This window comes from Pseudomonas sp. RC10-4-2 (assembly GCF_050433085.1).
Classification (GTDB): Bacteria; Pseudomonadota; Gammaproteobacteria; order Pseudomonadales; family Pseudomonadaceae; genus Pseudomonas; species Pseudomonas aeruginosa.
Genome location: NZ_JBNPXX010000002.1, coordinates 874,745 through 900,622 on the forward strand (window position 1 = coordinate 874,745; position 25,878 = coordinate 900,622).

Annotated in this window: 26 protein-coding genes; 17 read left to right on the forward strand and 9 right to left on the reverse strand. The window is 66.2% G+C overall.

From position 1 onward, the window contains the following. Positions 1 to 9: 9 nt before the first annotated feature. Positions 10 to 1,518 carry a CoA-acylating methylmalonate-semialdehyde dehydrogenase gene (locus FHW81_RS11960; protein ID WP_023122254.1) on the reverse strand — a complete coding sequence of 503 codons (1,509 nt, stop codon included), beginning with the start codon at positions 1,516 to 1,518 and terminating at the stop codon, positions 10 to 12. 132 nt (positions 1,519 to 1,650) lie between these two features. Here FHW81_RS11960 and FHW81_RS11965 point away from each other — a divergent pair, with 132 nt between their 5' ends. The 3 genes from FHW81_RS11965 (at position 1,651) to ung (ending at position 4,205) form a co-directional block, all read left to right on the forward strand. Next, on the forward strand, positions 1,651 to 2,532 hold the full coding sequence (locus tag FHW81_RS11965; RefSeq protein WP_003106441.1) for an AraC family transcriptional regulator: 882 nt from the start codon (positions 1,651 to 1,653) through the stop codon (positions 2,530 to 2,532). A 56-nt stretch (positions 2,533 to 2,588) separates the two neighbouring features. Further along, positions 2,589 to 3,410: a VanW family protein gene (locus FHW81_RS11970; protein WP_033980537.1), complete on the forward strand. Its 822-nt coding sequence runs from the start codon at positions 2,589 to 2,591 to the stop codon at positions 3,408 to 3,410. A gap of 99 nt (positions 3,411 to 3,509) precedes the next feature. Next, the gene (gene ung, locus FHW81_RS11975) at positions 3,510 to 4,205 is read left to right on the forward strand and encodes a uracil-DNA glycosylase (protein ID WP_003106436.1); all 696 of its coding nucleotides are present in this window, start codon (positions 3,510 to 3,512) and stop codon (positions 4,203 to 4,205) included. 126 nt (positions 4,206 to 4,331) lie between these two features. Here the strand turns inward: ung and FHW81_RS11980 are convergent, their stop codons facing one another. Genes FHW81_RS11980 through FHW81_RS12000 form a run of 5 tightly spaced genes read right to left on the reverse strand, consistent with a single transcriptional unit; the run spans position 4,332 to position 9,705 of the window. Next, positions 4,332 to 5,369 (reverse strand): AbrB family transcriptional regulator, encoded by a 1,038-nt coding sequence (locus tag FHW81_RS11980; RefSeq protein ID WP_003114172.1) that lies wholly within the window; start codon positions 5,367 to 5,369, stop codon positions 4,332 to 4,334. Further along, on the reverse strand, positions 5,362 to 6,879 hold the full coding sequence (locus FHW81_RS11985; RefSeq protein ID WP_003116509.1) for a tripartite tricarboxylate transporter permease: 1,518 nt from the start codon (positions 6,877 to 6,879) through the stop codon (positions 5,362 to 5,364). Before FHW81_RS11985 ends, FHW81_RS11980 begins: the two co-directional genes overlap by 8 nt. 10 nt (positions 6,880 to 6,889) lie before the next feature. Continuing rightward, positions 6,890 to 7,360, reverse strand: a complete 471-nt coding sequence (locus FHW81_RS11990) for a tripartite tricarboxylate transporter TctB family protein (RefSeq protein WP_003101933.1) — start codon at positions 7,358 to 7,360, stop codon at positions 6,890 to 6,892. Between the two features lie 48 nt (positions 7,361 to 7,408). Then, the gene (locus tag FHW81_RS11995; protein ID WP_003085519.1) at positions 7,409 to 8,392 is read right to left on the reverse strand and encodes a tripartite tricarboxylate transporter substrate binding protein; all 984 of its coding nucleotides are present in this window, start codon (positions 8,390 to 8,392) and stop codon (positions 7,409 to 7,411) included. Between the two features lie 29 nt (positions 8,393 to 8,421). Further along, entirely contained in the window at positions 8,422 to 9,705 is a 1,284-nt protein-coding gene (locus FHW81_RS12000; RefSeq protein ID WP_003101939.1) for an OprD family porin, read from the reverse strand. 210 nt (positions 9,706 to 9,915) lie between these two features. On the opposite strand from FHW81_RS12000, the gene FHW81_RS12005 reads away from it, so the two are divergent. Both FHW81_RS12005 and FHW81_RS12010 read left to right on the forward strand, forming a co-directional pair. Then, positions 9,916 to 10,587, forward strand: a complete 672-nt coding sequence (locus FHW81_RS12005) for a response regulator (protein ID WP_003085524.1) — start codon at positions 9,916 to 9,918, stop codon at positions 10,585 to 10,587. Beyond that, the gene (locus FHW81_RS12010; RefSeq protein ID WP_003145754.1) at positions 10,580 to 11,962 is read left to right on the forward strand and encodes a sensor histidine kinase; all 1,383 of its coding nucleotides are present in this window, start codon (positions 10,580 to 10,582) and stop codon (positions 11,960 to 11,962) included. The genes FHW81_RS12005 and FHW81_RS12010 overlap by 8 nt, the downstream gene beginning before the upstream one ends. A gap of 8 nt (positions 11,963 to 11,970) precedes the next feature. Here the strand turns inward: FHW81_RS12010 and FHW81_RS12015 are convergent, their stop codons facing one another. Further along, positions 11,971 to 12,807 carry an HDOD domain-containing protein gene (locus FHW81_RS12015; protein WP_003085528.1) on the reverse strand — a complete coding sequence of 279 codons (837 nt, stop codon included), beginning with the start codon at positions 12,805 to 12,807 and terminating at the stop codon, positions 11,971 to 11,973. A gap of 100 nt (positions 12,808 to 12,907) precedes the next feature. Next, on the reverse strand, positions 12,908 to 13,852 hold the full coding sequence (locus FHW81_RS12020) for a YgfZ/GcvT domain-containing protein (RefSeq protein WP_003101947.1): 945 nt from the start codon (positions 13,850 to 13,852) through the stop codon (positions 12,908 to 12,910). 272 nt (positions 13,853 to 14,124) lie between these two features. On the opposite strand from FHW81_RS12020, the gene FHW81_RS12025 reads away from it, so the two are divergent. Both FHW81_RS12025 and FHW81_RS12030 read left to right on the forward strand, forming a co-directional pair. Further along, complete coding sequence (locus FHW81_RS12025) at positions 14,125 to 14,379, forward strand: succinate dehydrogenase assembly factor 2 (protein ID WP_003085532.1); 255 nt, start codon at positions 14,125 to 14,127, stop codon at positions 14,377 to 14,379. Next, positions 14,363 to 14,815, forward strand: coding sequence for a protein YgfX (locus FHW81_RS12030; protein WP_003114181.1), 453 nt, complete (start codon positions 14,363 to 14,365; stop codon positions 14,813 to 14,815). Before FHW81_RS12025 ends, FHW81_RS12030 begins: the two co-directional genes overlap by 17 nt. Here FHW81_RS12030 and nadB read toward each other — a convergent pair. Beyond that, on the reverse strand, positions 14,784 to 16,400 hold the full coding sequence (gene nadB / locus FHW81_RS12035) for an L-aspartate oxidase (protein WP_003101954.1): 1,617 nt from the start codon (positions 16,398 to 16,400) through the stop codon (positions 14,784 to 14,786). The genes FHW81_RS12030 and nadB overlap by 32 nt on opposite strands. Positions 16,401 to 16,808: 408 nt before the next feature. Here nadB and rpoE point away from each other — a divergent pair, with 408 nt between their 5' ends. The 10 genes from rpoE to era all read left to right on the forward strand — a co-directional run bounded on the left by rpoE (position 16,809) and on the right by era (position 25,832). Next, entirely contained in the window at positions 16,809 to 17,390 is a 582-nt protein-coding gene (gene rpoE / locus FHW81_RS12040; protein ID WP_003085543.1) for an RNA polymerase sigma factor RpoE, read from the forward strand. 31 nt (positions 17,391 to 17,421) lie between these two features. After that, entirely contained in the window at positions 17,422 to 18,006 is a 585-nt protein-coding gene (gene mucA / locus FHW81_RS12045; protein WP_003101958.1) for an anti-sigma factor MucA, read from the forward strand. A gap of 8 nt (positions 18,007 to 18,014) precedes the next feature. After that, entirely contained in the window at positions 18,015 to 18,965 is a 951-nt protein-coding gene (gene mucB, locus FHW81_RS12050) for a sigma factor AlgU regulator MucB (RefSeq protein WP_003101960.1), read from the forward strand. After that, positions 18,962 to 19,417, forward strand: coding sequence for an alginate biosynthesis regulator MucC (mucC, locus tag FHW81_RS12055; RefSeq protein WP_023090788.1), 456 nt, complete (start codon positions 18,962 to 18,964; stop codon positions 19,415 to 19,417). The genes mucB and mucC overlap by 4 nt, the downstream gene beginning before the upstream one ends. Positions 19,418 to 19,456: 39 nt before the next feature. Beyond that, the gene (mucD, locus tag FHW81_RS12060) at positions 19,457 to 20,881 is read left to right on the forward strand and encodes a serine protease MucD (protein WP_023090787.1); all 1,425 of its coding nucleotides are present in this window, start codon (positions 19,457 to 19,459) and stop codon (positions 20,879 to 20,881) included. A gap of 149 nt (positions 20,882 to 21,030) precedes the next feature. Next, positions 21,031 to 22,830 carry a translation elongation factor 4 gene (gene lepA, locus FHW81_RS12065; RefSeq protein ID WP_003085555.1) on the forward strand — a complete coding sequence of 600 codons (1,800 nt, stop codon included), beginning with the start codon at positions 21,031 to 21,033 and terminating at the stop codon, positions 22,828 to 22,830. A gap of 5 nt (positions 22,831 to 22,835) precedes the next feature. Then, on the forward strand, positions 22,836 to 23,690 hold the full coding sequence (gene lepB, locus FHW81_RS12070) for a signal peptidase I (protein WP_003101969.1): 855 nt from the start codon (positions 22,836 to 22,838) through the stop codon (positions 23,688 to 23,690). Positions 23,691 to 23,858: 168 nt separating this feature from the next. Further along, positions 23,859 to 24,236: a DUF4845 domain-containing protein gene (locus FHW81_RS12075; protein ID WP_003085562.1), complete on the forward strand. Its 378-nt coding sequence runs from the start codon at positions 23,859 to 23,861 to the stop codon at positions 24,234 to 24,236. After that, positions 24,233 to 24,922 (forward strand): ribonuclease III, encoded by a 690-nt coding sequence (rnc, locus tag FHW81_RS12080; protein WP_003085565.1) that lies wholly within the window; start codon positions 24,233 to 24,235, stop codon positions 24,920 to 24,922. The genes FHW81_RS12075 and rnc overlap by 4 nt, the downstream gene beginning before the upstream one ends. After that, positions 24,915 to 25,832 (forward strand): GTPase Era, encoded by a 918-nt coding sequence (gene era / locus FHW81_RS12085; protein ID WP_003085566.1) that lies wholly within the window; start codon positions 24,915 to 24,917, stop codon positions 25,830 to 25,832. Before rnc ends, era begins: the two co-directional genes overlap by 8 nt. The last annotated feature ends 46 nt before the right edge of the window (positions 25,833 to 25,878 follow it).

Here is a 25,878-nt window from a genome sequence, read left to right on the forward strand (position 1 = left end):
GTCCTCGGGTCACTTGAGATGGATGGTCATGTTCGGGCCGGCCGACGATTCGTCGGTCGTCGGTTCATCGTCGAACCAGCGGCTGGTGACGGTCTTGGTCTCGGTATAGAAGCGCACCGCCTGCTTGCCGTAGGCGTGCAGGTCGCCGTAGAAGGAACCCTTCCAGCCGGTGAAGGAGAAGAACGGCAGCGGTACCGGGATCGGTACGTTGATACCCACCTGGCCGACCTGCACCGCGTGCTGGTAGCGCCGAGCGGCGCCGCCGGAGCGGGTGAACAGGCTTGTTCCATTGCCATAGGGGTTGGCGTTGACCAGGGCGATGGCCTCTTCCAGGCTTTCCACCTCCAGGCAGGCCAGCACCGGGCCGAAGATTTCCTCGCGGTACAGGCCCATCTTCGGCGTCACTGCGCGGAACAGGGTGGGACCGAGCCAGTTGCCGTTGGGATAGCCTTCGACCTGGCACTGCGAGCCGTCGAGCAGGCACTCGGCGCCTTCCGCCTTGCCTTCGGCGATCAGGCGCAGCACGCGCTGGCGCGCCTGCGGGCTGATCAGCGGACCATAGGCGGCGTCCGGGGCCTGCCAGTGGCCGGGGCGCAGGGCGGCCATCCGCTCGGCCAGTTCGGGAATCCACTCGCGCGCCGCGCCGACGAACACCGCCGCGCTGATCGCCATGCAGCGCTGGCCGGCGGCGCCGCAACTGGCGCCGACCAGGTTGCCGAGAACCTGGGCCTTGTTCGCGTCGGGGAGGATCACCATGTGGTTCTTCGCCCCGGCGAAGGCCTGCACCCGCTTCAGGTGCGCGGTGCCGGTGCGGTACACGTGCTGGCCGACGGCGACCGAGCCGACGAAGGAAATCGCCCGGATGTCCGGGTGGGTGAGGAGGGCATCGACCTGCTCGCGGCCGCCATGAATCACCTGCAGCACGCCCTTCGGCGCGCCGGCCTCGAGGAACAGCTCGGCGAGGCGGTTGGGTGTCAGCGGATCCTGTTCGGAGGGCTTGAGGACGAAGGTGTTGCCGCAGGCGATGGCCAGCGGGAACATCCACAGCGGGATCATCGCCGGGAAATTGAACGGGGTGATCCCGGCGCACACGCCGAGGGGCTGGATCCAACTGGCGGTGTCGATCTCGCGGGCGACGTTTTCCACCGTCTCGCCCATCATCAGGCTGGCCACGTTGGCGGCGTGTTCGACCACCTCGATGCCGCGCCACACGTCGCCCTTGGCATCGGCGAGGTTCTTGCCGGTCTCCCGGGCCAGCAGTTCGCCGAGTTCGTCGTGGTGTTCCTTGAGCAGGTGCTGGTAGCGCAGCATCAACCGCGCTCGCTCGGGAGCCGGGACTTCGCGCCAGGTCTCGAAGGCGCGCTGGGCGCTGGCGATGGCCTGCTCGATCTCGTCGGCGGTGGCCTTCGGCGCCAGCGCGAGGACGTCCTGGGTCGCCGGATCGGTGACTTCGACCAGCTCGCGGGAACGGCTGCCGCGCCATTCGCCGTCGATCAGCTGGGGGATTGCCTTGGCCATCGTCGCCTCCGCTTCCCGGTGGACCGGGATGTTGTTTTGAGTCGTTATAGCCGGCCGCAAGCCGCCTGTGGATTGACGATCTTGCGCAAGGGATGGACGATCTTGGGATTCAGACTACCGAGTCGCGTCGCCGTGAAGCGTTCCGTACAGACCTCCGCCTGGCCCCTGCCCAACCAGGGGGTGCGTTTCATCACGCCGCCCCGCCTGCGTCGCGCCCTGGCCCGCCATCCGCTCGGCCAGGCCTGCTACCCGCTGGCCCTCGGTTACTATCCGGAGGCGCATGGCCACCACATGCAGCGGCGCGCGCCGGACGACAACCTGTTGATCTACTGCCGGGCCGGACGCGGCTGGCTGGAGTGTGCCGGCGAGCGCGTCGAGGTCGGCGGCGGCGACCTGCTGGTCCTGCCCAAGGGCCGGGAACATGCCTACGGCGCCGACTCGCAGCGGCCCTGGAGCATCTACTGGGTACATTTCGAAGGCGGACTGGCGGAGGATTTCCTGCGTCCGCTGGGCAGCGCCCCGCGCCTGCGCCTGGGCATGCAGCCGCGCCTGCTGGCGGAGTTCGATGCGCTGCTGGCGCTGCGTCGCCAGGGCCTCAGCCTGCCGCACTTCATCCATGCCGCGCACCTGTTGCAGGGCCTGCTCACCTCGCTGGCGGTGCGTCCGGCGCGGGCCAGCCTGAAATCCGGACGGGTGCTGGACATCGACGCGGTGCAGGCGCTGATGCGCGCGCACCTGCACGACAGCCTCAACCTCGACGAGCTGGCGGCGCAGTTCAAGCTGTCGCGCTTCCATTTCGCCAAGACCTATCGCGCCCTGACCGGCCAGGCGCCGATCCAGGATTTCATCCAGATGAAGATGGCCCATGCCTGCCGCCTGCTCGACGAGGGCGCGCTGGAGGTGCGGCAGATCGCCGAGCAGCTCGGCTACGCCGATCCCTATTACTTCTCGCGGCTGTTCCGCAAGGTGGTGGGCATGGCGCCCAGTCACTACCGGGCGCTGCACCAGGGCTAGTGCTCCGGGCATAATGCTGCATCCTGCCCGTGGGCCGAGACCGACAAGGATCGTCGATGCGCAAACCCCTATCGCTCTACCACCCCTGGCTCTACTGGCTGCGGGTCTGGCAACGACGTCTCTGGCGGCACTGCCGCTGGCGTCTTGGCGGCCGTCGCTACGTGCGGTTGCCATCGATCGACGAGCGCCTGCCGTACCGCTACATCAAGCACACCTCGAAGTTGATCCGCCGCCTCGGCGACAGCGACCTCGCCCTGCAACGCAACAAGGTGGTCAACCTGCGCCTGGCGGTGGACTGCATGAACGGCGTGAGCATCGGCCCCGGCGAGTACTTCTCGTTCTGCCGGCTGGTCGGTCGGCCCAGCGTCCGGCGTGGCTTCGTCGAAGGTATGGAGTTGTCCTTCGGCGAGGCGCGCAGCGGAATCGGCGGCGGCATCTGCCAACTGAGCAACCTGATCCACTGGATGGCCCTGCATTCCCCGCTGCGCGTGGTGGAGCGGGCCAACCACAGCTTCGACCCGTTTCCCGACGAGGGACGGATCCTGCCGTTCGGCTCGGGCGCGGCGATCTTCTACAACTTCATCGACCTGGTGCTGCACAATCCGACGGCGGATACCTTCCAGCTGCGCTTCCATATCGCCGCCCACCAACTGGAAGGCGAACTGCTGTGCAGCGCGCCGCGCCCTGTGCGCTACCACGTCTATGAGAGGGCCCAGCGCTTTGTCCGCGACGGCGATGCGGTGCTGAGGCTCAACGAGATCTGGCGCGACATCCGGGAAAAGGGCCAGGCCGGCACCCTGCTGGCCAGCGAGTGCCTGTACCGCAACCGGGTGCGCGTGAAGTATCCGGTGGAAGAGGCCCGCCTGTCCCGAGATTGACAAGCGCGGCGGGCTTTTCTACGGTTCCGCGGCCACAGGCTGTCGGCGACCTTCTGAAAAAGGCCGGACGACTTTTTCAGTACCGAGACAGGGGGTTCCATGACCGATAACGACGACCGCATCAAGCTCGAGGCGAGTTGGAAGGAAGCGCTGCGCGAGGAATTCGACAAGCCCTACATGAAGCAACTGGGCGAGTTCCTGCGCCAGGAGAAGGCCGCCGGCAAGGTGATCTTTCCGCCCGGGCCATTGATCTTCAACGCGCTGAACACCACGCCGCTGGAGAACGTCAAGGTGGTGATCATCGGCCAGGATCCCTACCACGGACCAGGCCAGGCCCACGGCCTGTGCTTCTCGGTGCAGCCCGGCGTGCCGACGCCGCCGTCCTTGCAGAACATCTACAAGGAACTCAACCGCGACCTGAACATCCCGATTCCCAACAACGGCTACCTGCAGCGCTGGGCGGAGCAGGGCGTGCTGTTGCTCAATACCTCCCTGACCGTCGAGCAGGCCAAGGCCGGCTCCCACGCCAATGCCGGCTGGCAGCCGTTCACCGACCGCGTCATCGAGGTGGTCAACGAGCGTTGCGAGCGCCTGGTGTTCCTGCTCTGGGGCAGCCACGCGCAGAGCAAGCAGAAGCTGATCGACCCGCAGCGCCACCTGATTCTCAAGTCGGCGCACCCGTCGCCGTTGTCGGCCTACCGCGGTTTCCTCGGCAACGGCCACTTCAGCCGCACCAACAAGTTCCTCGAGCAGAACGGCAAGACGCCTATCGACTGGTCGCTGCCGGACCTCTGAAGGCCGCTGTCGCCCAGCTCTTCACATGGTGGGCGCCGCTGTGTGCCTCTGACCGCGCCCGGAAAAAAAAGCCCGCACGAGGCGGGCTGGAAAACGCCACACATCCAGTGTGGCGGCGTGGCTCGATCAGCCGGCGCGCTTCCTCCAGTAGCGGAAGCACGGCTCGGCGAGGAACAGCACCAGCAATAGCCTCAGTACCTGCAAGGCGGTGACCAGCGGCACCGAGAGCTGCAAGGCTTCGGCGGTCAGGCTCAGCTCGGCGATGCCGCCGGGCATCATGCCGAGCATCAGCGACTGGTGGTCGAGGGTGGTCAGCCAGCCGAGCAACTCGGCGGCGAGCGCCGCGGCGAACATCATCCACAGCGTGCAGACCAGGGTACGACTGACGAAGGCTGGAGCGCTGCGGAAGAAACTGCGGTTGAAATGGCAACCCAGGGCGCTGCCGATCAGCCATTGGCCGACGCCGCTGGAACCGGCCGGCAGGCCGATATGCAGGTCGAAGCCGAGGCTGACGCCGGCCGCCAGCAACAGCGGGCCGAGCAGCCAGGGATTGGGTTGGCGCAACTTCTGCCAGCCCAGCGCGACCAGCGCCCCGGCCGGGAACAGCAGGGCCAGCCAGTGCCAGTCCACCGGCGCGGCCTGGTGCGGGCCTGGCTGGCCGCCGCCGAGCAGGTACTGGAACGCCGCCGGCACCAGCAGCACTACCAGCAACAGGCGCAGGCTCTGCGCTGCGGCGACGCGGCTGAGCACCGCGCCGTGGCGCTGCCCGAGGTTGACCATCTCGCTGGCACCACCGGGCATGCTGGCGAAGAACGCGGTGGCGCGGTCCTCGCCGCTGCGGCGCATGAAGGCGATCGCCAGCACGCTGGAAAGCGTGGTGGCCACGGCGCCGAAGACGATGATCACGCTATGCGCCAGCACTTGCTCGATCACTGCCGGGGTGAAGTGCAGGCCGATGCCGATGCCGACGATCCATTGCCCGCACTTGCGTGCCCCCGGCACTTCGGCCAGCGGCAGGTCGGCCAGGCAACGCACCAGCATCACCGCAAGCAGCGAGCCGATCATCCACGGCAGCGGCCAGCCGACCAGGCTTGCCAGCCAGCCGCCAAGGGCGCCCACCAGCGGCGTCGCCCAGTACAGCCTCCAGGTGACGCGCTCAGGCATCGGCCAGCCCTGTCGCGCGACGGGCCACGCGGCGGCGCCAGGCGCGGACCAGCGGCAACAGCAGCATTACCACCACCAGCGCCCAGGTCACCAGGCTGATCGGGCTCGACCAGAGGATGCCCAGTTCACCGTTGGAGATCGACAGCGCGCGGCGCAGGTTCTGCTCCATCAGTCCACCGAGGATGAAGCCCAGCAGCAGCGGCGAGAGCGGGAAGTCGAGCTTGCGCAGGATATAGCCGATCACGCCGATGCCGACCATCAGGAACAGGTCGAAGGTGGTCGCATGCACGCCGTACACGCCGATCCCGGTGATGATCGCGATGGCCGGCACCAGGGCCCAGTTCGGCACCGCGAGGATGCGGGTGAATACGCGGACCATCGGCACGTTGAGGATGATCAGCATGACGTTGGCGATGAACAGCGAGGCGATCAGGCCCCAGACGATGTCCGGTTGCTGCTGGAACAGCAGCGGGCCGGGAGTGATGTTGTACAGGGTCAGGGCGCCGATCATCACCGCAGTGGTACCCGAGCCGGGCACGCCGAGGGTCAGCATCGGCACCATGGCGCCGCAGGCGGAGGCGCCGATGGCGGTCTCGGGAGCGGCCAGGCCGCGCATGTCGCCCTTGCCGAACTCGCCCTTGGCACCGGCCAGCTTCTTCTCGGTCATATAGGCCACCGCGCTTGCCAGGGTCGCGCCGGCGCCGGGCAGTACGCCCATGACGAAACCGAGCAGACCGCAGCGCAGGTTGACCAGGAATACGCTGGCGGCCTCCTTGAAGTTGAACAGCATGCGTCCGGTGGCTTTCACCGCCTCCTGGCCGTGGTGGGTCTTCTCCAGCAGCAGGAGGATCTCGCTGACCGAGAACAGGCCCAGCACCAGGACCACGAACTGGATGCCGTCGGCGAGGTGGATGCTGTCCCCGGTGAAGCGGTACACGCCGCTGTTGGCGTCGATCCCGACGCTCGACAGGAACAGCCCGAGCAGCGCCGCCAGCAGGGTCTTCAGCGGGCGGTCGCCGGCCATCCCGCCGAGGCAGACGATGGCGAACACCATCAGCACGAAATATTCCGCCGGACCGAAGGCGATCGCCCACTTGGCCAGCAGCGGGGCGAACAGGACCATCCCGCAGGTGGCGATGAAAGCGCCAATGAACGAACTCCAGGCCGACAGCGACAGGGCCACGCCGGCCAGGCCCTTGCGTGCCATCGGGTAGCCGTCGAGGGTGGTCATCACGGTCGAGGCTTCGCCGGGGATGTTGAGCAGGATCGAGCTGATCCGCCCGCCGTATTCGCAGCCCAGGTATACGGCGGCGAGCAGGATCAGCGCGGTTTCCGGCGGCAGGCCGAGGGCGAAGGCCACCGGGATCAGCAGTGCCACGCCGTTGATCGGACCGAGGCCTGGCAGCAGGCCTACGATGGTGCCGATCAGGGTGCCGATCAGCGCGGTGATCAGGTTGGTCGGCGTCATCGCGACGCCGAAGCCCTGGCCGAGGTAGTTCAAGGTTTCCATCACGAAGTCCTCACAGCGGCAGGAAGTCGAGAACGCCCAGCGGCAGCGGGACGTCCAGGGCGCGGTCGAACAGCCAGTAGAGGCCGATCCCGAGCAGGCTCGCGGTGACCACCGCAGGGATTGGCCGGGCGCCGTAGAGAATGGCCATGCAGGAGCCGACCAGGGCGGCGCTGAGGATGAAGCCGAGCGTTTCGAACAGGCCGGCGAACACCAGCAGCAGGGCGATGCAGGCGAGCACCTTGAGCAGCACGGCGCCGCCCAGCGGTTGTTCGTCCTCGGCGTGGCGGATCGGCGTCGGCCGCGCGATCAGCCACGCCAGGCCGGCGCCCATCAGCGCCAGGCAGAGCAGCGGGTAGGCGCGCGGGCCGACCGGTTCGTAGGAAAACGGCGCCTGGTAACGCCAGCCGGCGACCGCCAGGCCGACGCAGGCGAGCAGCCAGAGCCCGGCGAACAGGCGCTGGTACAGGTTGGAACGGGTCATGGGACGATCCTCGTGGCGCGGCCGGGGTCCGGCCGCGCGCGGGCTGGCTTACTGGATCAGGCCGAAGTCCTTGGCCAGTTGCTTGTACTGCTGGACCTGCTGCTTCACGTAGCCGTCGAGTTCCTCGCCGGTCATGGCGAAGGGGAACAGCTCGCGCTGGTCGCGCAGCTTGGCGAAGTCCTCGGAGGCCAGCAGTTGGTCGAAGGCGTTCTTCCACCAGGCGTAGTCTTCGTCGCTGACCTTCGGCCCGAGGTAGAACCCGCGAACCACCGGCCAGACGATGTCGTAGCCCTGTTCCTTGGCGGTGGGGATGTTGGCCATCGCCGCCTCTGGCAGGCGTTCTTCGGAGAACACCGCGAGCAGGCGCATGTCGCCGCTGAGGATGTGCGGCATGGAGTCGGAAATGTCGGTGCTGCCGACCTGGATGTGCCCGCCGAGCAGCGCGGTGGCGATCTCGCCGCCGCCTTCCAGGGCCACGTAGCGCAGGTCGCGCGGATTGATCCCGGCGGCCTTGGCGATCAGCGCGGTCTGCATCCAGTCCTGGCTGCCGACGGTGCCGCCGGAGCCGATCACCACCTTGCTCGGGTCGGCCTTGAGCGCCTTCACCAGGTCGTCGAGGTTCTTGTAGGGCGAGTCGGTGCGCACCGCGATGGCGCCGTAGCTGGTGCCGATGGCGGCCAGCCATTTCACCGCGTTCTCGTCGAAGCGGCCGAACTTGCCCTGGGCCAGGTTCAGCAGCGAGCCGCTGGAGAAGGCGGTGATGGTGCCGGCGTCGCCCGGGCGTTGGGCGACCACCGCGTTATAGGCGACCGCGCCGACGCCGCCGGGCATGTAGGTGACGCGCATCGGCTTGCTCAGCAGCTTGGCCTCGACCAGGGCGCTCTGCGCCAGCTTGCAGGTGAGGTCGAAACCGCCGCCGGGGGACGCCGGGGCGATGCATTCGGGACGCTTGGGTTCGGCCACGGCGGCGCCGGCCAGCAGCAGGCCGGCGGCAACCAAGGCGAGGGGACGAAAAGACAGTTTCATCATCATCGGTGCTCCTGTGGAGTTCTTGTTCTGGCTTACCAGATCGGCAGGGTATAGCTGACGATCAGGCGGTTCTCATCGATGTCGCGGGTGAAATTGGAACGGAAGGTCGCGTTGCGCCAGCGGATTCCGAGGTTCTTCAGCGCGCCGCTCTGGAACACGTACTGCAGTTCGGTGTTGCGTTCCCATTCGCGGCCTTCGCCGCGCTGCCCGGCGAGTTCGACATTGTCGCCCTTGACGTAGCGGGTCATGAAGGTCAGGCCGGGAATGCCGAGGCCGACGAAGTCGTAGTCGTAGCGCAGTTGCCAGGAGCGCTCCTTGGGGCCGGCGAAGTCGTTGACCTGGACGAAGTTGACCAGGTACGGGTTGCTGCCTTCCAGGTAGGGGAAGGCGTCGTCGCCGTTCATTCGCTGCCAGGCCGCGCCGAAGGCATGGTTGCCAAGGCTGTAGGTGAACATGCCGTTGAGCGACTTGTTGTCGATGCCGCCGGCCTTGGCCGAGCCGCTGTCGGTGCTGCGGGCGAAGCGCAGGTCGCTGGTCAGTTCGCCGGGACCGATCGGCCAGCTGTGCAGCAGGCCGACGAAGTGCTGGCGGTAGACGTCCTGCAGGTTGCTGTAGTGATAGCTGGCGGTGAGTTGGTCGGTGAGCTTGTAGTCCAGTCCGCCGAGGTCGAAGTGATCGGCGCTGACCCCGGCGAAGCGGCCGTTCTTGTCGTTCAGCGCGAGGTCCTCGGAGTCGCTGGAGTCGCGGATCTTGGTCTTTTCCAGGCGCCCGGCGGTGAAGCCGAGGTCCTTGATCTCCTTCGAGGTGAGCAGCGCGCCTTCGAATATCTGCGGGAAGATCCGCCCGTTGTTCGGTTGTACCGATGGCAACTTCGGAATCAGCGTGCCGACCTTCAGCTCGCTCTGCGAGACCTTGACCTTGGCGGTCAGGCCCAGTTTCGAGTAGGTGTCCGGCGCGCGGCCGTCGGAATCCTTCGGCAGCAGTCCGGTACCGCTGCGGCCGCGGCCGGAGTCGAGCTTGACGCCGAGCATGCCCATGGCGTCGAGGCCGAAGCCGACGGTGCCCTGGGTGTAGCCGGACTGCAGGTTGAGGATGAAGCCTTGCGCCCACTCCTCGCGCTTGGACTGGCCGGGGCCGTCGCGGAAGTCGCGGTTCATGTAGAAGTTGCGGGTTTCCAGGCTGGCCTTGCTGTCTTCGAGGAAGCCGGCGGCGTTGCCCAGGGGCGCGATGCTGGCGAGCACGACGGCGGTGGTGGTCAGGGTGGTGCTGCGGGACGAACGTACAGACCTTGCGGCCTGCGGCAGGGAAGTCGACATGCAGTGGTCTCCGATTCTTGTTCTTGTACGCCGAGCACCACGCTGCAAGGCGTTTTGGCGGACGATCTGCGCCGTCCATCGACTGATCCTAAGGCGCCAAGCTTTCGCCAGGCTTTCAGCAATCCCCGGTGGCAGAGAAGCCATTTACCGGAGGGTTTTCCCCGGTACACTTCGCCTCTTGTGCCCTCATCCGGTGGTGGAGAACCGTCCATGCGCATCCTTCTGGTGGAAGATCATCCGCAGCTCGCCGAAAGCGTGGTCCAGGCGCTCAAGGGCGCCGGCTGGACGGTAGACCTGCTGCAGGATGGGGTGGCCGCCGACCTGGCTCTGGCCAGCGAGGAGTACGCCCTGGCGATCCTCGACGTCGGCCTGCCGCGGATGGACGGCTTCGAGGTGCTGGCGCGCCTGCGCGGGCGCGGCAAGACCCTGCCGGTGCTGATGCTGACTGCGCGCGGCGAGGTGAAGGACCGGGTGCACGGCCTCAATCTCGGCGCCGACGACTACCTGGCAAAGCCTTTCGAACTGTCCGAGCTGGAGGCGCGGGTCAAGGCCCTGCTGCGCCGCAGCGTGCTCGGTGGCGAACAGTTGCAGCGCTGCGGCGCCCTGGTCTACGACCTCGGCACCCGGCGCTTCAGCCTCGACGAGCAGCCGCTGACCCTGACCTCGCGGGAACAGGCGGTGCTGGAAGCGATGATCGCCCGTCCGGGGCGGGTGATGAGCAAGGAGCAACTGGCCGCCCAGGTCTTCGGCCTGGACGAGGAGGCCAGCGCCGACGCCATCGAAATCTACGTCCACCGCCTGCGCAAGAAGCTGGAAGGCGGCGCCGTGCGCATAGTCACCTTCCGCGGCCTCGGCTACCTGCTGGAGGCGCAGGGTGACTGATGCCGGCAGCCTGCGCGGAAGGCTGCTGCTGTGGCTGGCCCTGCTCCTGCTGCTGGTGCTCCTGGCGAGCGGCCTGAGCGCCTACTGGAACGGTCGCGAGGTGGCCGACACCGCCTACGACCGGACCTTGCTGGCCTCGGCGCGGGCGATCGCCGACGGGCTCTACGAGAAGGACGGCACCCTGCGCGCCGACGTCCCCTACGTGGCACTGGATACCTTCGCCTACGACAGCGCCGGGCGGATCTTCTACCAGGTCAACGACATCCACGGACGGATGATCTCCGGCTACGAGAATCTTCCGGCGGCACCCGCCGATGCCCTGCGCACCGACGACTACCCGGCCCTGGCCAAGTTCTACGACGGCGTCTACCAGGGCGTCGACGTACGCGTGGTGAGCCTGCTGCAACCGGTCAGCGAACCGAGCATGAGCGGCATGGCGGAGATCCGCGTGGCGGAGACCGAAGGCGCCCGCGAGCGCATGGCGCGCAGCCTGATGACCGATACCCTGCTGCGCCTGGGCGTCCTCGGCGTCGGCGCGCTGGTGCTGGTGTGGCTGGCGGTGAGCGCCGCGCTGCGTCCGCTGGATCGCCTGCGCCGCGAGGTGGAAGAGCGCCAGCCGGACGACCTGCGGCCGTTGCCGATGCTAGAGGTCCAGCATGAATTGCGGCCGCTGGTGGAGTCGCTGAACCACTTCACCCAGCGCCTGCGCAGCCTGTTCGAGCGGCAGTCGCAGTTCATCGCCGATGCCGCCCACGAGTTGCGCACGCCGCTGGCGGCGCTCAAGGCGCGCCTGGAACTGGGCCTGCGCGAGCAGGAGCCGGAAGCCTGGCGTTCGACCCTGGAGACCACGGCGAAGAACACCGACCGCCTGATCCACCTGGCCAACCAGCTGCTCTCCCTGGCGCGCATCGAAAGCGGCGCCCAGGCCATTGCCGAGGGTGGCGCCGAGCGTATCGACCTGACCGCCCTGGCCCGGGAACTGGGCCTGGCGCTGGCGCCGCTGGCCTATGCGCGGGGAGCCTCGCTGGCGCTGGAAAGCGCCGGGCCGGTGTGGATCCAGGGTGAACCGACGCTGCTCAACGAATTGCTCAGCAACCTGCTGGACAACGCGCTGGCGCACACCCCGCAGGGCGGCAACGTGATCCTCAGGGTGCTGGAGGGGGGCGTGCTGGAAGTGGAAGACGATGGTCCGGGAATTCCCGCCGCCGACCGCGAGCGGGTCTTCCAGCGCTTCTACCGGCGCGGCGACAGCCCCGGCAGCGGCCTGGGGCTGGCGATCGTCGGCGAGGTCTGCCGGGCGCACCGGGCGCAGATCCAGCTCGACCAGGGCGAACTGGGCGGCTTGCTGGTGCGGGTGCGCTTCCCGGCGGAGTAGGGCGGGGTCTATTGCAGCATGCTGGTGGCGGCTTCCAGGGCGCTGGAGAGGTCCTCGTCTTCCTTCATGTCGACGGTCGGCTCGAGGCCGAGCTTGGCGAACGCCGGGATCTGGCTCCAGTCCAGGCGGGTATAGGGATGCTCGCTGCCAAGGTAGCTCTGCAGGGTGGCGACCTGGACCAGGTCGGTATAGTCCGCGCGCGGCGAGTTGCGGGTGAAGTCCAGGTGCTGGCGCGGGACCTCGGCGATCGGCGCGGGGAAATCCCAGGCCTTGAGGATGCGCTCGCCGATCAGCGGATGGATGCGCTCGATCACATGGCTCAGGCTGATGGAGTCCGACAGCAGCTCGTTGTGATCCTCGGCGTAGGTGAGGATCGGCAGCACGCCGATCTGGTGCACCAGCCCGGCCAGGGTCGCCTGGTCCGGCGCCAGGCGGGTGTAGTGACGGGCCAGCACGTGGCAGATGCCGGCGATCTCGGTGCTCTTGTTCCAGACTTCGCGCATCTTGCGGTCGACCACGTCGGTGGTGGCCTGGAACATCTGCTCCATGGCCAGGCCGGTGGCCAGGTTGCAGGTGTAGTTGATGCCCAGCCGGCTGATCGCCATCTGCAGGTCGGTGATTTCCTTCGGGCTGCGCAGCAGCGGACTGTTCACCACGCGGATGATGCGCGCGGTCAGCGCCGCGTCGTTGCCGATCACCTTGCTCAGGGCCTGGATGCTGACATCCGGGTCTTCCGCCGCCTCACGGACCTGCAGGGCCACCTCGGGCAGGGTCGGCAGCACCAGTTCATCCTGATCGATGGCGCGGATCAGGTCCTGTTGGACTTTGTCGGCAAGCTTGCTCATGGCATTTCCTTTGAAAACGCAATGGCCGGAGCACGCTCTACGTGCACCGGCCATGGGAATACTGGCGGGCCGTCCGCGGACGGCGAGGCACAGTTTACGGTCAGCGCTGGATTTCGCGGTCGCTGTCCAGCGTGTAAGGCAGATTGAGGAGGACGAGCGGCGCTCCTTCGGCGCTTCCGAGGCTGATCCGGCCGTCGGCGACGGCGTCGTCCTGCAGCACGGCGAGCAATTCCACGCTGTTCTCCGGCGTACGGGCGGCCAGTACCACTTCGCCGACGCTGGTGGAATGGACTGGCGAGAACAGCCCGGTGCCGGGCGCCGGCACCTCGTCTGCGTCCAGCGCCAGGCGATACAGGCGGCGCTTGAGGCGGCCGAGATACTGCATGCGGGCGACGATTTCCTGGCCGGTATAGCAGCCCTTCTTGAAGCTGACCCCGCCGACCGCCTGCAGGTTGATCATCTGTGGGATGAACAGCTCGCGGGTAGCGCCGAACACCTGGCCGATGCCTGCGCGCACCTGGCCGAGCAGCCAATCGTCGAGCGGCGCCTCGCGGCTGTGCTCGCGGAGCGTGGCAAGCACCGCCTCGGCGCGCTGCGCCGGAACCCATAGCTCGACGCGGGCGTCGCCCAGGGCGACGGCGAGCAGGTCGCCGTGGCGGGCGATCCTGCCGCTCTCCGCCGGGGTGTCTATCCCCAGGGCGCGCAGTGCCTCGCTGGCGTCGCGCAAGCCTATGCGGAGCCAGGCTGCGCTCTCGTCGGCAAGGCTGGCCTTGGAGAATACGGCGTATTTCTTCAGGTCCGCCAACTGGGCCTCGAGCAGCTCGCCGGCCATCGCCAGCAGCAGGCCGTCGCCCTCGGGCAGGATGCGGAAGCTCGATAGCAGGCGGCCCTTGATGTTGCAGCGGCCGCCGAGGCTGGAGGTCTCGTCGTTGAGGTAGGCGAGGTTGCAGGTCAGCTGGCCCTGGAGGAACTTGGCGGCGTCAGGGCCGCGGACGGCGAGGATGCCTTCATGGACTAGCGGGGTGTGGAAAGCGGGGTCGGCCATTGCGATGCTGCGCGGTCAGTCAGTCAGGACCGTCATCATAGAACTCGGTCCGAGGCTTGTCAGCGGGCAAGAATGCCTGGCGCATCCGCCTTGACGGTTGTCGGACACTTCCGAGGCCGCCGTCGGCATGGGCCTGCGTCCCGCGCGGATACCCTTGGTTTGCCGGGCAATACGACCAAGGGCGGACGCCGGCGGAGCGACGCCTCGTCATCGGGCCGCGCCATTCGAGCGCAACCGCCCTATAATGCCGGGCGTTTTCGAGGAGCCCGAACATGGCAGATGAAACCGAACTGAAACGACTCTACTGGCACAGCCGTCGCGGCATGCTGGAACTGGATGTGCTGCTGGTGCCTTTCGTGCAGGAGGTTTACCCGGGCCTGGACGCCGAGGACCAGGCGCGCTTCCGCAAGCTGCTGGAGTGCGAGGACCAGGACATGTTCGGTTGGTTCATGCAGCGCGGCGAGCCGGAAGACGCCGACCTGCGGCGGATGGTGCGGATGATCCTGGACCGTGTCCAGCCGGATTGAGCCGTTCGAATGCCGCTGGCGGGTCTCTCCGATCCTGCTGGCGGCGAGCCTGGCACTGTGGGCCCTGGCGCTGCTGTCGATCCTGCTGGCGGCGCTGCCGGTCTGGCTGAAGCCGCCGCTTGCGCTGGTCTGCCTGGCCTACGGTGCCTGGGGGCTGTACCGCCAGGTACTGCTGCGCGGCTCGCGGGCCTTCCGCGGCGTGCGCCATGACGAGCGGGGCTGGCAGCTGTGGAGCGCCGGAAGCGGCTGGCAAGCGGTGCAATTGCGCCCTGACAGCCTGGCGTTGCCCTGGCTGATCGTACTGCGCGTGCGCCTGCCGGGCCGCTGGCGCATCCTCGGCTGCTGTATCCCGGCCGATGCATTGGGCGCCGACAGCCATCGGCGCCTGCGTGTCCGCCTGCGCTTCAGTCGCCGTAGATGGGCGGCACCAGGATAGTGTCGCGGGCTTCGGGCAGCAGGTCCGGATAATCCAGCGTGTAGTGCAGGCCCCGGCTTTCGCGGCGCTGCATGGCCGAGCGGATGATCAGTTCGGCGACCAGTGCCAGGTTGCGCAACTCGATCAGGTCGCGGCTGACCTTGTAGTTGCTGTAGAACTCGTCGATCTCGCTGAGCAGCAGGCGTACCCGGTGCTGGGCGCGCTGCAGGCGCTTGTTGGTGCGCACGATACCGACGTAGTCCCACATGAAACGCCGCAGTTCGTCCCAGTTGTGCGCGATGATCACGTCCTCGTCGGAGTCGGTGACCTGGCTGGCGTCCCAGCTTGGCAGGCTTTCCGGCACGGGCGTGCCGGGCAGGCGCTGGAGCATGTCGGCGGCGGCAGAGCGGGCATAGACGAAGCATTCCAGCAGCGAATTGCTGGCCATGCGGTTGGCGCCGTGCAGGCCGGTGAAGGTGGTTTCGCCGATGGCGTAGAGGCCCGGCACGTCGGTATGCCCGTGCTGGTCGACGAGCACGCCGCCGCAGGTATAGTGAGCGGCCGGCACTACCGGGATCGGTTGCTGGGTAATGTCGATGCCGAAGTCCAGGCAGCGCTCGTAGACGGTGGGGAAGTGCGCCTTGATGAACTCGGCCGGCTTGTGGCTGATGTCCAGGTAGACGCAGTCGATCCCCAGACGCTTCATTTCATGGTCGATGGCGCGGGCCACGATATCCCGGGGCGCCAGCTCGCCACGCGGGTCGAAGCGCGGCATGAAACGCTCGCCATTGGGCAGGCGGAGCAGGGCGCCTTCGCCGCGCAATGCCTCGGTGATGAGGAAACTCTTGGCCTGCGGGTGGTACAGGCAGGTCGGGTGGAACTGGTTGAACTCCAGGTTGCCGACCCGGCAGCCGGCGCGCCAGGCCATGGCGATGCCGTCGCCGGAATTGCCGTCGGGATTGCTGGTATAAAGGTAGACCTTGCTCGCGCCACCGGAGGCCAGCACGGTGAAGCGGGCACGGAAGGTATCGACTTCGCCGCTTTCCCGATTCAGCACGTAGGCGCCCAGGCAGCGCTTGCTCGGCAGGCCTAGCTTGCGCTCGGTGATCAGGTCGACCGCCACCCGCTGCGACAGCAACTCGATGTTCGGTCGCCGCCGGGCCTGGGCCAGCAAGGTATTGAAGATCGCGGCGCCGGTGGCGTCGGCGGCATGGATGATGCGCCGGTGGCTGTGCCCGCCTTCGCGGGTCAGGTGGTATTCGAAGCTGCCTTCCTCGTGGTTGTGCTGCTCGTCGCGGGTGAAGGGCACCCCCTGTTCGATCAGCCACTGGATCGCTTCGCGGCTATGCTCCACGGTGAAGCGCACCGCATCCTCGCGGCACAGGCCGCCACCGGCGACCAGGGTGTCCTCGACGTGGGATTCCACGGTGTCGGTATCGTCCAGCACGGCGGCCACGCCGCCCTGGGCCCAGTAGGTCGAGCCCTGCGACAGTTCGCCCTTGCTGAGGACGGCGATGCGCAGGTGTTCCGGAAGGGTCAAGGCCAGACTCAGGCCGGCGGCGCCGCTGCCGATGACCAGTACATCGTGTTGATAATGTTGGCTCATGCCCGCATTTCCCCGTGGTGGAGCCCTAGTATATAGAAGGGCCTGGCGGCACAATAGCGCACCCCCGCTGCCGGTCCGGCGGATGAGCTGCGGGCCTGTCATCGGCAGGCGTCATCAGAGCGGGGCGATGTAGTGCTGGAACTTTCTTAGACGCATCGGTTCCAAAGCAGGATGCCTGAAGACCTCGTCCGGTTGGCCTACCCAGCGGCACAGAGGCCGGGCCCTGAGCCCGATGCAATCCATTTTCGCGGGGCCCGGACACGATGTCCGGGGCCGCACGTCACGAGCGAGGAAAAAACTCGTGACGCATGCTTGGAGGGGAGAACTTTTGCAAGAAGCCCGAGTCTATCTTGGCAAGACGATTCGCTGGGACGCTCGAAGCTCCTCCAGGTTCGAAGAGGAGCTTTCATGCTAACCCAGGAACAGGATCAGCAACTGGTTGAACGGGTACAGCGCGGAGACAAGCGGGCTTTCGATCTGCTGGTACTGAAATACCAGCACAAGATACTGGGATTGATCGTGCGGTTCGTGCACGACGCCCAGGAAGCCCAGGACGTAGCGCAGGAAGCCTTCATCAAGGCATACCGTGCGCTCGGCAATTTCCGCGGCGATAGTGCTTTTTATACCTGGCTGTATCGGATCGCCATCAACACCGCGAAGAACCACCTGGTCGCTCGCGGGCGTCGGCCACCGGACAGCGATGTGACCGCAGAGGATGCGGAGTTCTTCGAGGGCGACCACGCCCTGAAGGACATCGAGTCGCCGGAACGGGCGATGTTGCGGGATGAGATCGAGGCCACCGTGCACCAGACCATCCAGCAGTTGCCCGAGGATTTGCGCACGGCCCTGACCCTGCGCGAGTTCGAAGGTTTGAGTTACGAAGATATCGCCACCGTGATGCAGTGTCCGGTGGGGACGGTACGGTCGCGGATCTTCCGCGCTCGTGAAGCAATCGACAAAGCTCTGCAGCCTTTGTTGCGAGAAGCCTGACACAGCGGCAAATGCCAAGAGAGGTATCGCTATGAGTCGTGAAGCCCTGCAGGAAACTCTGTCCGCTGTGATGGATAACGAAGCGGATGAACTCGAGTTGCGGCGGGTGCTCGCAGCTTGCGGCGAGGATGCCGAGCTGCGTTCCACCTGGTCGCGTTACCAGTTAGCGCGGTCCGTCATGCACCGCGAGCCTACCCTGCCGAAGCTGGATATCGCTGCGGCGGTCTCTGCTGCCCTGGCCGACGAGGCCGCTCCGCCGAAAGCGGAGAAGGGACCGTGGCGGATGGTCGGTCGCCTGGCGGTCGCTGCCTCGGTGACCCTGGCGGTGCTGGCCGGCGTGCGTCTGTACAACCAGAACGACGCCCTGCCGCAGATGGCGCAACAGGGGACCACCCCGCAGATCGCCCTGCCTCAGGTGAAAGGCCCGGCCGTGCTGGCCGGCTACAGCGAAGAGCAGGGGGCGCCGCAGGTGATCACCAACTCCTCGTCCAGCGATACCCGCTGGCATGAGCAGCGTCTGCCGATCTACCTGCGTCAGCACGTGCAACAATCCGCCGTCAGTGGTACAGAGAGCGCGCTGCCCTACGCTCGGGCAGCCAGCCTGGAAAACCGCTGAGGAGAGACATGCGCACCACCTCCCTGTTGCTTTTGCTTGGCAGCCTGATGGCGGTTCCCGCCACTCAGGCTGCCGACGCTTCCGACTGGCTGAATCGTCTCGCCGAGGCCGATCGCCAGAACAGTTTCCAAGGCACCTTCGTCTACGAGCGCAATGGCAGCTTCTCCACCCATGAGATCTGGCATCGCGTGGAGAGCGATGGTGCGGTTCGCGAGCGCCTGCTCCAGCTCGACGGCGCGCGCCAGGAAGTGGTCCGGGTCGACGGGCGCACCCAGTGCATCAGCGGCGGCCTTGCCGACCAACTGGCCGATGCCCAGCTGTGGCCGGTGCGCAAGTTCGATCCCTCCCAGCTGGCTTCCTGGTACGACCTGCGCCTGGTCGGCGAATCCCGTGTCGCCGGCCGCCCGGCAGTGGTCCTTGCGGTGACTCCGCGCGACCAGCATCGCTACGGCTTCGAGCTGCACCTGGACCGCGACACCGGCCTGCCGTTGAAGTCGCTGCTGCTGAACGAGAAGGGGCAGTTGCTCGAGCGCTTCCAGTTCACCCAGTTGAATACCGGCGCGGCACCTGCCGAAGACCAGTTGCAGGCGGGCGCCGAATGCCAGGTCGTCGGCCCGGCCAAGGCCGACGGCGAGAAGACCGTGGCCTGGCGCTCGGAATGGCTGCCGCCAGGTTTCACCCTGACCCGCAGTTTCATGCGTCGCAGTCCGGTCACCCCCGATCCGGTCGCCTGCCTGACCTATGGCGATGGCCTGGCACGATTCTCGGTGTTCATCGAGCCGCTGCACGGTGCCATGGTTGGCGACGCGCGCAGCCAGCTCGGCCCGACCGTGGTGGTTTCCAAGCGCCTGCAGACCGATGACGGCGGCCAGATGGTGACCGTCGTCGGCGAAGTGCCGCTGGGCACCGCCGAGCGGGTGGCGCTGTCCATCCGGCCCGAGGCCGCCGCCCAGAAATGATCGAGGAGCAGGGGCGAGTGGTGGCGACCGAGCCGGGAGCGGTATGGGTCGAGATCGTGCGCCGCAGTACCTGCTCGTCCTGCTCGGCCAATGCCGGTTGCGGCCAGGGGCTGATGCAGCGCCTGGGCGTCGGCGCGGGGCGTGCCCGGGTGCGCGCGTTGAGCGACCTGAGCCTGCGGGTCGGCGATGCGGTCGTCCTAGGAATTCATGAAGACCTGTTGTTGCGCGCCTCCGTCCTCTTCTATCTTTTCCCTCTGCTCGGGTTTTTCGTGGCAGCATTGCTGGCGACCCGGGCGGGCCTTGTCGAACCTCTGATCATCGTGTCCGGGCTGGCGGGTTTGCTGGCGGCCTGGCTATTGGTGCGTCGGCATGCTCGTCGTCATGCCGATGATCCAGCCTCGCAGCCGGTGGTTCTGCGAGCGCTGATTTCCGGGCCGTCCGATTCGGCCTGAGTCTTTCTCTTCCCTCGAACATCACGGGAGCTGTAGTCGATGCATACCCTAAAACGCTGTATGGCTGCGATGGTGGCCTTGCTGGCCTTGAGCCTGGCGATGACGGCCCGGGCAGAACTGCCGGACTTCACGCCTTTGGTCGAACAGGCGTCGCCGGCGGTGGTGAATATCAGTACGCGGCAGAAGCTGCCGGATCGCGCCATGGCGCGCGGGCAGCTGTCGATCCCCGACCTCGAAGGGCTGCCGCCGATGTTCCGCGACTTCCTCGAGCGCAGCATCCCGCAGGTTCCGCGCAATCCGCGCGGGCAGCAGCGCGAGGCGCAATCGCTGGGTTCCGGCTTCATCATCTCCAACGACGGCTACATCCTCACCAATAATCACGTCGTGGCCGATGCCGACGAGATCCTGGTGCGCCTGTCCGACCGTAGCGAGCACAAGGCCAAGTTGATCGGCGCGGACCCGCGCAGCGACGTGGCGGTGCTGAAGATCGAGGCGAAGAAACTGCCGACCCTGAAACTGGGCGATTCGAACAAGCTGAAAGTGGGCGAATGGGTCCTGGCCATCGGTTCGCCGTTCGGCTTCGATCACTCGGTCACCGCCGGTATCGTCAGTGCCAAGGGGCGTAGCCTGCCGAACGAGAGCTACGTACCCTTCATCCAGACCGACGTGGCGATCAACCCGGGTAACTCCGGCGGTCCGCTGCTGAACCTGCAGGGCGAAGTGGTCGGCATCAACTCGCAGATCTTCACCCGTTCCGGCGGCTTCATGGGCCTGTCCTTCGCCATTCCGATCGATGTCGCGCTGAACGTCGCCGACCAGTTGAAGAAAGCCGGCAAGGTCAGCCGCGGCTGGCTGGGTGTGGTGATCCAGGAAGTGAACAAGGATCTCGCCGAGTCCTTCGGCCTCGACAAGCCGTCCGGCGCGCTGGTGGCGCAGCTGGTGGAAGACGGTCCGGCGGCCAAGGGCGGCCTGCAGGTGGGCGATGTGATCCTCAGCCTGAACGGCCAGTCGATCAACGAGTCCGCCGACCTGCCGCACCTGGTGGGCAACATGAAGCCGGGCGACAAGATCAACCTTGACGTGATTCGCAACGGCCAGCGCAAGTCCTTGAGCATGGCGGTAGGCAGCCTTCCGGACGACGACGAGGAAATCGCCTCGATGGGCGCTCCGGGCGCCGAGCGCAGCAGCAACCGCCTGGGCGTGACCGTCGCCGACCTGACCGCCGAGCAGCGCAAGAGCCTGGATATCCAGGGCGGCGTGGTGATCAAGGAAGTCCAGGACGGTCCGGCCGCGGTCATCGGCCTGCGTCCGGGCGATGTCATCACCCACCTGGACAACAAGGCGGTGACCTCGACCAAGATCTTCGCCGACGTGGCCAAGGCCCTGCCGAAGAACCGTTCGGTTTCGATGCGGGTGCTGCGCCAGGGACGTGCCAGCTTCATCACCTTCAAGCTGGCCGAATAAGCCGGCTGGCGAAAAAAGGGCGGTTTCCACCGCCCTTTTTCATGCCCGTCAATCCGTTACCTGCGTGACGCCTTGCCCGAGCATCAGGTAAACTCCCCGGCTATTTTTCGGCGGATTGCCGCCCTTGCCCTTTTCGAGTGTGTTGAGCCGTGAGCGACCTGAGCCATATCCGCAATTTCTCCATCATTGCCCATATCGACCATGGCAAGTCGACGCTGGCCGATCGCTTCATCCAGATGTGCGGCGGCCTCTCCGATCGCGAAATGGAGGCCCAGGTCCTGGACTCCATGGACCTGGAGCGCGAGCGCGGGATCACCATCAAGGCCCACAGCGTGACCCTGCACTACAAGGCGCAGGACGGTAAGACCTACCAGCTCAACTTCATCGATACCCCCGGCCACGTCGACTTCACCTACGAAGTCAGCCGCTCGCTGGCCGCCTGCGAGGGCGCGCTGCTGGTAGTGGACGCCGGCCAGGGCGTCGAGGCGCAGTCCGTCGCCAACTGCTACACCGCCATCGAGCAGGGGCTGGAAGTGATGCCCGTGCTGAACAAGATGGACCTGCCCCAGGCCGAGCCGGAGCGGGTGAAAGAGGAAATCGAGAGCATCATCGGCATCGACGCCACCGACGCCGTGGCCTGCAGCGCCAAGAGCGGGATGGGTGTGCTGGAGGTGCTGGAGCGCCTAGTGACCGCCATCCCCGCCCCGGAAGGCGAGATCGAGGCGCCGCTGCAGGCGTTGATCATCGACTCCTGGTTCGACAACTACCTCGGCGTGGTCTCGCTGGTGCGGGTGAAGAACGGCCGGGTGAAAAAGGGCGACAAGATCCTGGTGAAGTCCACCGGCAAGGTCCACCAGGTGGACAGCGTCGGGGTATTCACTCCGAAGCACACCGAGACCGTCGACCTGAAGGCGGGCGAGGTGGGCTTCATCATCGCCGGTATCAAGGATATCCACGGCGCGCCGGTGGGCGATACGCTGACCCTTAACAACACGCCGGACGTCGAGGTCCTGCCGGGCTTCAAGCGGGTCAAGCCGCAGGTCTACGCGGGCCTGTTCCCGGTCAGCTCGGACGATTTCGAGGACTTCCGCGACGCCCTGCAGAAGCTGACCCTCAACGACTCGTCGCTGCAATACGAGCCGGAAAGCTCCGAAGCCCTGGGCTTCGGCTTCCGTTGCGGCTTCCTTGGCATGCTGCACATGGAGATCATCCAGGAGCGCCTGGAGCGCGAATACGACCTGGACCTGATCACCACCGCGCCCACGGTGGTCTTCGAGATCGTGCAGAAGAACGGCGAGATCATCTACGTTGACAACCCGTCCAAGCTCCCGGACCTGGCGTCCATCCAGGAAATGCGCGAACCGATCTGCCGCGCCACCATCCTGGTGCCCAAGGACCACCTGGGCAACGTGATCACCCTGTGCATCGAGAAGCGCGGCGTGCAGCGCGACATGCACTTCCTCAGCGGCCAGGTGCAGGTGGTCTACGACCTGCCGATGAACGAGGTGGTGCTCGACTTCTTCGATCGCCTCAAGTCCACCAGCCGCGGCTATGCTTCCCTGGACTACAGCTTCGATCGTTTCGAGCCGTCCAACCTGGTTCGTCTCGACGTGCTGATCAATGGCGAGAAGGTCGACGCCCTCGCCCTGATCGTCCACCGCGACAACGCCCCCTACAAGGGCCGCCAGCTGGTGGAGAAAATGAAGGAACTGATCCCGCGGCAGATGTTCGACGTGGCGATCCAGGCAGCCATCGGTGGGCAAATCATCGCCCGCTCGACGGTCAAGGCGCTCAGGAAGAACGTGCTGGCCAAGTGTTACGGTGGCGACGTGAGCCGTAAACGCAAGCTGCTGGAGAAGCAGAAGGCTGGTAAGAAAAGGATGAAGCAGGTCGGTAGCGTGGAAATTCCCCAGGAAGCCTTCCTCGCCGTGCTCAAAGTGGATAGCTAGAACCCATGACACTCAATTTCCCGTTGTTGCTGGTCATCGCCGTGGCTGTATGCGGCGCCCTGGCCCTGGTCGACCTGGTGCTGTTCGCGCCGCGTCGGCGGGCCGCGATCTCTTCCTACGAAGGGCAGGTGAACGAGCCCGATCCGGCAGTGCTGGAGAAGCTCAACAAGGAACCGCTGCTGGTGGAGTACGGCAAGTCGTTCTTCCCGGTGCTGTTCATCGTGCTGGTGCTGCGTTCCTTCCTGGTCGAACCGTTCCAGATTCCCTCGGGGTCGATGAAACCTACCCTCGAGGTCGGCGATTTCATCCTGGTCAACAAGTTCGCCTACGGCATCCGCCTGCCGGTGCTGGACACCAAGGTGATCCCGATCGGTGATCCGCAGCGCGGCGATGTCATGGTGTTCCGCTATCCCAGCGAACCGAACATCAACTACATCAAGCGCGTGGTCGGCCTGCCCGGCGACACCGTGCGCTACACCAAGGAAAAGCGCCTGTACGTCAACGGCGAGCTGGTGGCGGAGAAACTGGTCGGCGAGGAACCGGGCACCCTGGGCAGCGTGACCCTGTACCAGGAGAAGCTGGGCCAGGCCGAGCACCTGATCCGCAAGGAAATGAGCCGCTATCGCATCGAGCCCGACCGCCAGTGGACCATTCCCGCCGGCCACTACTTCATGATGGGCGACAACCGCGACAACTCCAACGACAGCCGCTACTGGAACGATCCGAAGATCCCCAAGGATCTGCTGGGCATGGTTCCGGACCGCAATATCGTCGGCAAGGCCTTCGCTGTATGGATGAGCTGGCCCGATCCGAAGATGAGCAACCTGCCGAACTTCTCCCGGGTCGGCGTGATTCACTGACCTGTGCGCAGGTTCGCCACGCGGAAGGGCGCTCCTGCTGAATAATCGCGAAGCGGGGCTGCTCCCGAGGGCAGCCCCGCTTTCACTTCCGCGAACGCCGCCGCAGGGCCCTGCCCGATGGCGTTACCGCTCGCTGGACGGAATAACTACACTGACATGAGGTCCGACATGAGGTTCGCGCGTTCGCAGAAGGGGATGTCCCTGCTGGGGTGGCTGGTGGTGCTGGGCGTGGTGGCGTTCTTCGCCAGCGCCGCATTCAAGATCATCCCGCACTACATGGATTACTACTCGCTGGAGAAGGTGATCACTTCCGTGGAGACCGACAAGGCGGCCGAGGTGCGTTCCGTGCCGGAGTTCTACAGCTACGTCGGCAAGGGGATGCAGATCAACGGCATCCGCAACCTGGACCTGGAGAAGGCCCTGGAGGTGCAACTGGAAGACAACCAATTCCGGGCGCACCTGAAATATGAAAAACGCGAGCCACTGATCAGCAACATCGACCTGGTGGTCCACTTCGACAAAGAATTCCGTGTACGCATGCCGTGAGTAATTCGCTGGACCGACTCGAGCGCAAGCTCGGCTATACCTTCAAAGACCGGGACCTGATGGTCCTGGCCCTGACCCATCGCAGCTACGCCGGGCGCAACAACGAGCGCCTGGAGTTCCTCGGTGACGCCATTCTCAACTTCGTCATCGGCGAGGCGCTGTTCCACCACTTCCCGCAGGCTCGCGAAGGCCAGCTTTCGCGCCTGCGCGCGCGACTGGTCAAGGGCGAGACCCTGGCCCTGCTGGCGCGCGGCTTCGAGGTGGGCGACTACCTGCGGCTGGGCTCGGGCGAGCTGAAGAGCGGCGGGTTCCGCCGCGAGTCGATCCTCGCCGATGCGATGGAAGCCCTGATCGGCGCCATCTACCTGGATACCGGCATGGACTCCGCGCGCGAGCGGATCATCGCCTGGCTCGGACCGCAACTGCGCGAGCTGACCCCGGTGGACACCAACAAGGACCCCAAGACCCGCCTGCAGGAGTTCCTGCAGTCGCGTGGCTGCGACCTGCCGCGCTACGAGGTGGTGGATATCCAGGGCGAACCCCATTGCCGGACCTTCTTCGTCGATTGCGAAGTGGCCCTGCTGAGCGACAAGACCCACGGGCACGGCGGCAGCCGCCGCATCGCCGAGCAGGTGGCCGCGGCCGCCGCGCTGGTGGCCCTGGGCGTGGAGAATGGCCATGACTGACATGCACGACGACATCCCCGCCGGCAGCCGTTGCGGCTACGTGGCGATCGTGGGGCGCCCCAATGTGGGCAAGTCCACCCTGCTCAACCACATCCTCGGGCAGAAGCTGGCGATCACCTCGCGCAAGCCGCAGACCACCCGTCACAACATGCTCGGGATCAAGACCGAGGGCGAGGTGCAGGCCGTCTACGTCGATACGCCCGGCCTGCACAAGAGCGGCGAGAAGGCCCTCAACCGCTACATGAACCGTACCGCCAGCGCGGCATTGAAGGATGTCGACGTGGTGATCTTCGTGGTCGACCGCACCCGCTGGACCGAAGAGGACCAGATGGTCCTGGAGCGCGTGCAGTACGTCAGTTGCCCGGTGCTGATCGCGGTGAACAAGACCGACCGCATAGAGGAGAAGGCCGACCTGCTGCCGCACCTCGAATGGCTCACCCAGCAGTTGCCGAAGGCCGAGGTAGTACCGATCTCGGCGCAGCACGGGACCAACCTGGACGTGCTGGAGAAGCTGGTCGCCGAGCGTCTGCCGGAAAGCGAGCACTTCTTCCCCGAAGACCAGATCACCGACCGCAGCAGCCGCTTCCTGGCCGCCGAGCTGGTCCGCGAGAAGATCATGCGCCAGCTCGGCGCTGAGCTGCCCTACCAGATCACCGTGGAGATCGAGGAGTTCAAGCAGGAAGGTCGCATCCTGCATATCCATGCGCTGATCCTGGTGGAGCGCGAGGGGCAGAAGAAGATCATCATCGGCGACAAGGGCGAGCGGATCAAAAGCATCGGCCAGAACGCGCGCAAGGACATGGAAGTGCTGTTCGACTCCAAGGTCATGCTCAACCTCTGGGTCAAGGTCAAGGGCGGCTGGTCCGACGACGAGCGTGCCCTGCGCTCGCTGGGCTACGGCGACCTCTGACCGTTCCCGGCAGCCCGGCGCCAGCCGGGCGCCATTCCTCTCGCGC

Excerpts from the sequence above, each read along its gene's own strand:
- lepB (WP_003101969.1), top strand. The coding sequence starts at position 22,836 with ATGACACTCAATTTCCCGTTGTTGCTGGTCATCGCCGTGGCTGTATGC.
- FHW81_RS12015 (WP_003085528.1), bottom strand. The coding sequence starts at position 12,807 with ATGAGCAAGCTTGCCGACAAAGTCCAACAGGACCTGATCCGCGCCATC.
- FHW81_RS12025 (WP_003085532.1), top strand. The coding sequence starts at position 14,125 with ATGGCAGATGAAACCGAACTGAAACGACTCTACTGGCACAGCCGTCGC.
- FHW81_RS11990 (WP_003101933.1), bottom strand. The coding sequence starts at position 7,360 with ATGACCCGTTCCAACCTGTACCAGCGCCTGTTCGCCGGGCTCTGGCTG.
- FHW81_RS11980 (WP_003114172.1), bottom strand. The coding sequence starts at position 5,369 with ATGCCTGAGCGCGTCACCTGGAGGCTGTACTGGGCGACGCCGCTGGTG.
- mucA (WP_003101958.1), top strand. The coding sequence starts at position 17,422 with ATGAGTCGTGAAGCCCTGCAGGAAACTCTGTCCGCTGTGATGGATAAC.
- mucD (WP_023090787.1), top strand. The coding sequence starts at position 19,457 with ATGCATACCCTAAAACGCTGTATGGCTGCGATGGTGGCCTTGCTGGCC.
- mucB (WP_003101960.1), top strand. The coding sequence starts at position 18,015 with ATGCGCACCACCTCCCTGTTGCTTTTGCTTGGCAGCCTGATGGCGGTT.
- nadB (WP_003101954.1), bottom strand. The coding sequence starts at position 16,400 with ATGAGCCAACATTATCAACACGATGTACTGGTCATCGGCAGCGGCGCC.
- FHW81_RS12020 (WP_003101947.1), bottom strand. The coding sequence starts at position 13,852 with ATGGCCGACCCCGCTTTCCACACCCCGCTAGTCCATGAAGGCATCCTC.
- mucC (WP_023090788.1), top strand. The coding sequence starts at position 18,962 with ATGATCGAGGAGCAGGGGCGAGTGGTGGCGACCGAGCCGGGAGCGGTA.
- FHW81_RS11995 (WP_003085519.1), bottom strand. The coding sequence starts at position 8,392 with ATGATGATGAAACTGTCTTTTCGTCCCCTCGCCTTGGTTGCCGCCGGC.
- FHW81_RS12075 (WP_003085562.1), top strand. The coding sequence starts at position 23,859 with ATGAGGTTCGCGCGTTCGCAGAAGGGGATGTCCCTGCTGGGGTGGCTG.
- FHW81_RS11960 (WP_023122254.1), bottom strand. The coding sequence starts at position 1,518 with ATGGCCAAGGCAATCCCCCAGCTGATCGACGGCGAATGGCGCGGCAGC.
- ung (WP_003106436.1), top strand. The coding sequence starts at position 3,510 with ATGACCGATAACGACGACCGCATCAAGCTCGAGGCGAGTTGGAAGGAA.
- rpoE (WP_003085543.1), top strand. The coding sequence starts at position 16,809 with ATGCTAACCCAGGAACAGGATCAGCAACTGGTTGAACGGGTACAGCGC.
- era (WP_003085566.1), top strand. The coding sequence starts at position 24,915 with ATGACTGACATGCACGACGACATCCCCGCCGGCAGCCGTTGCGGCTAC.
- FHW81_RS12000 (WP_003101939.1), bottom strand. The coding sequence starts at position 9,705 with ATGTCGACTTCCCTGCCGCAGGCCGCAAGGTCTGTACGTTCGTCCCGC.
- FHW81_RS11985 (WP_003116509.1), bottom strand. The coding sequence starts at position 6,879 with ATGGAAACCTTGAACTACCTCGGCCAGGGCTTCGGCGTCGCGATGACG.
- FHW81_RS12005 (WP_003085524.1), top strand. The coding sequence starts at position 9,916 with ATGCGCATCCTTCTGGTGGAAGATCATCCGCAGCTCGCCGAAAGCGTG.
- FHW81_RS11970 (WP_033980537.1), top strand. The coding sequence starts at position 2,589 with ATGCGCAAACCCCTATCGCTCTACCACCCCTGGCTCTACTGGCTGCGG.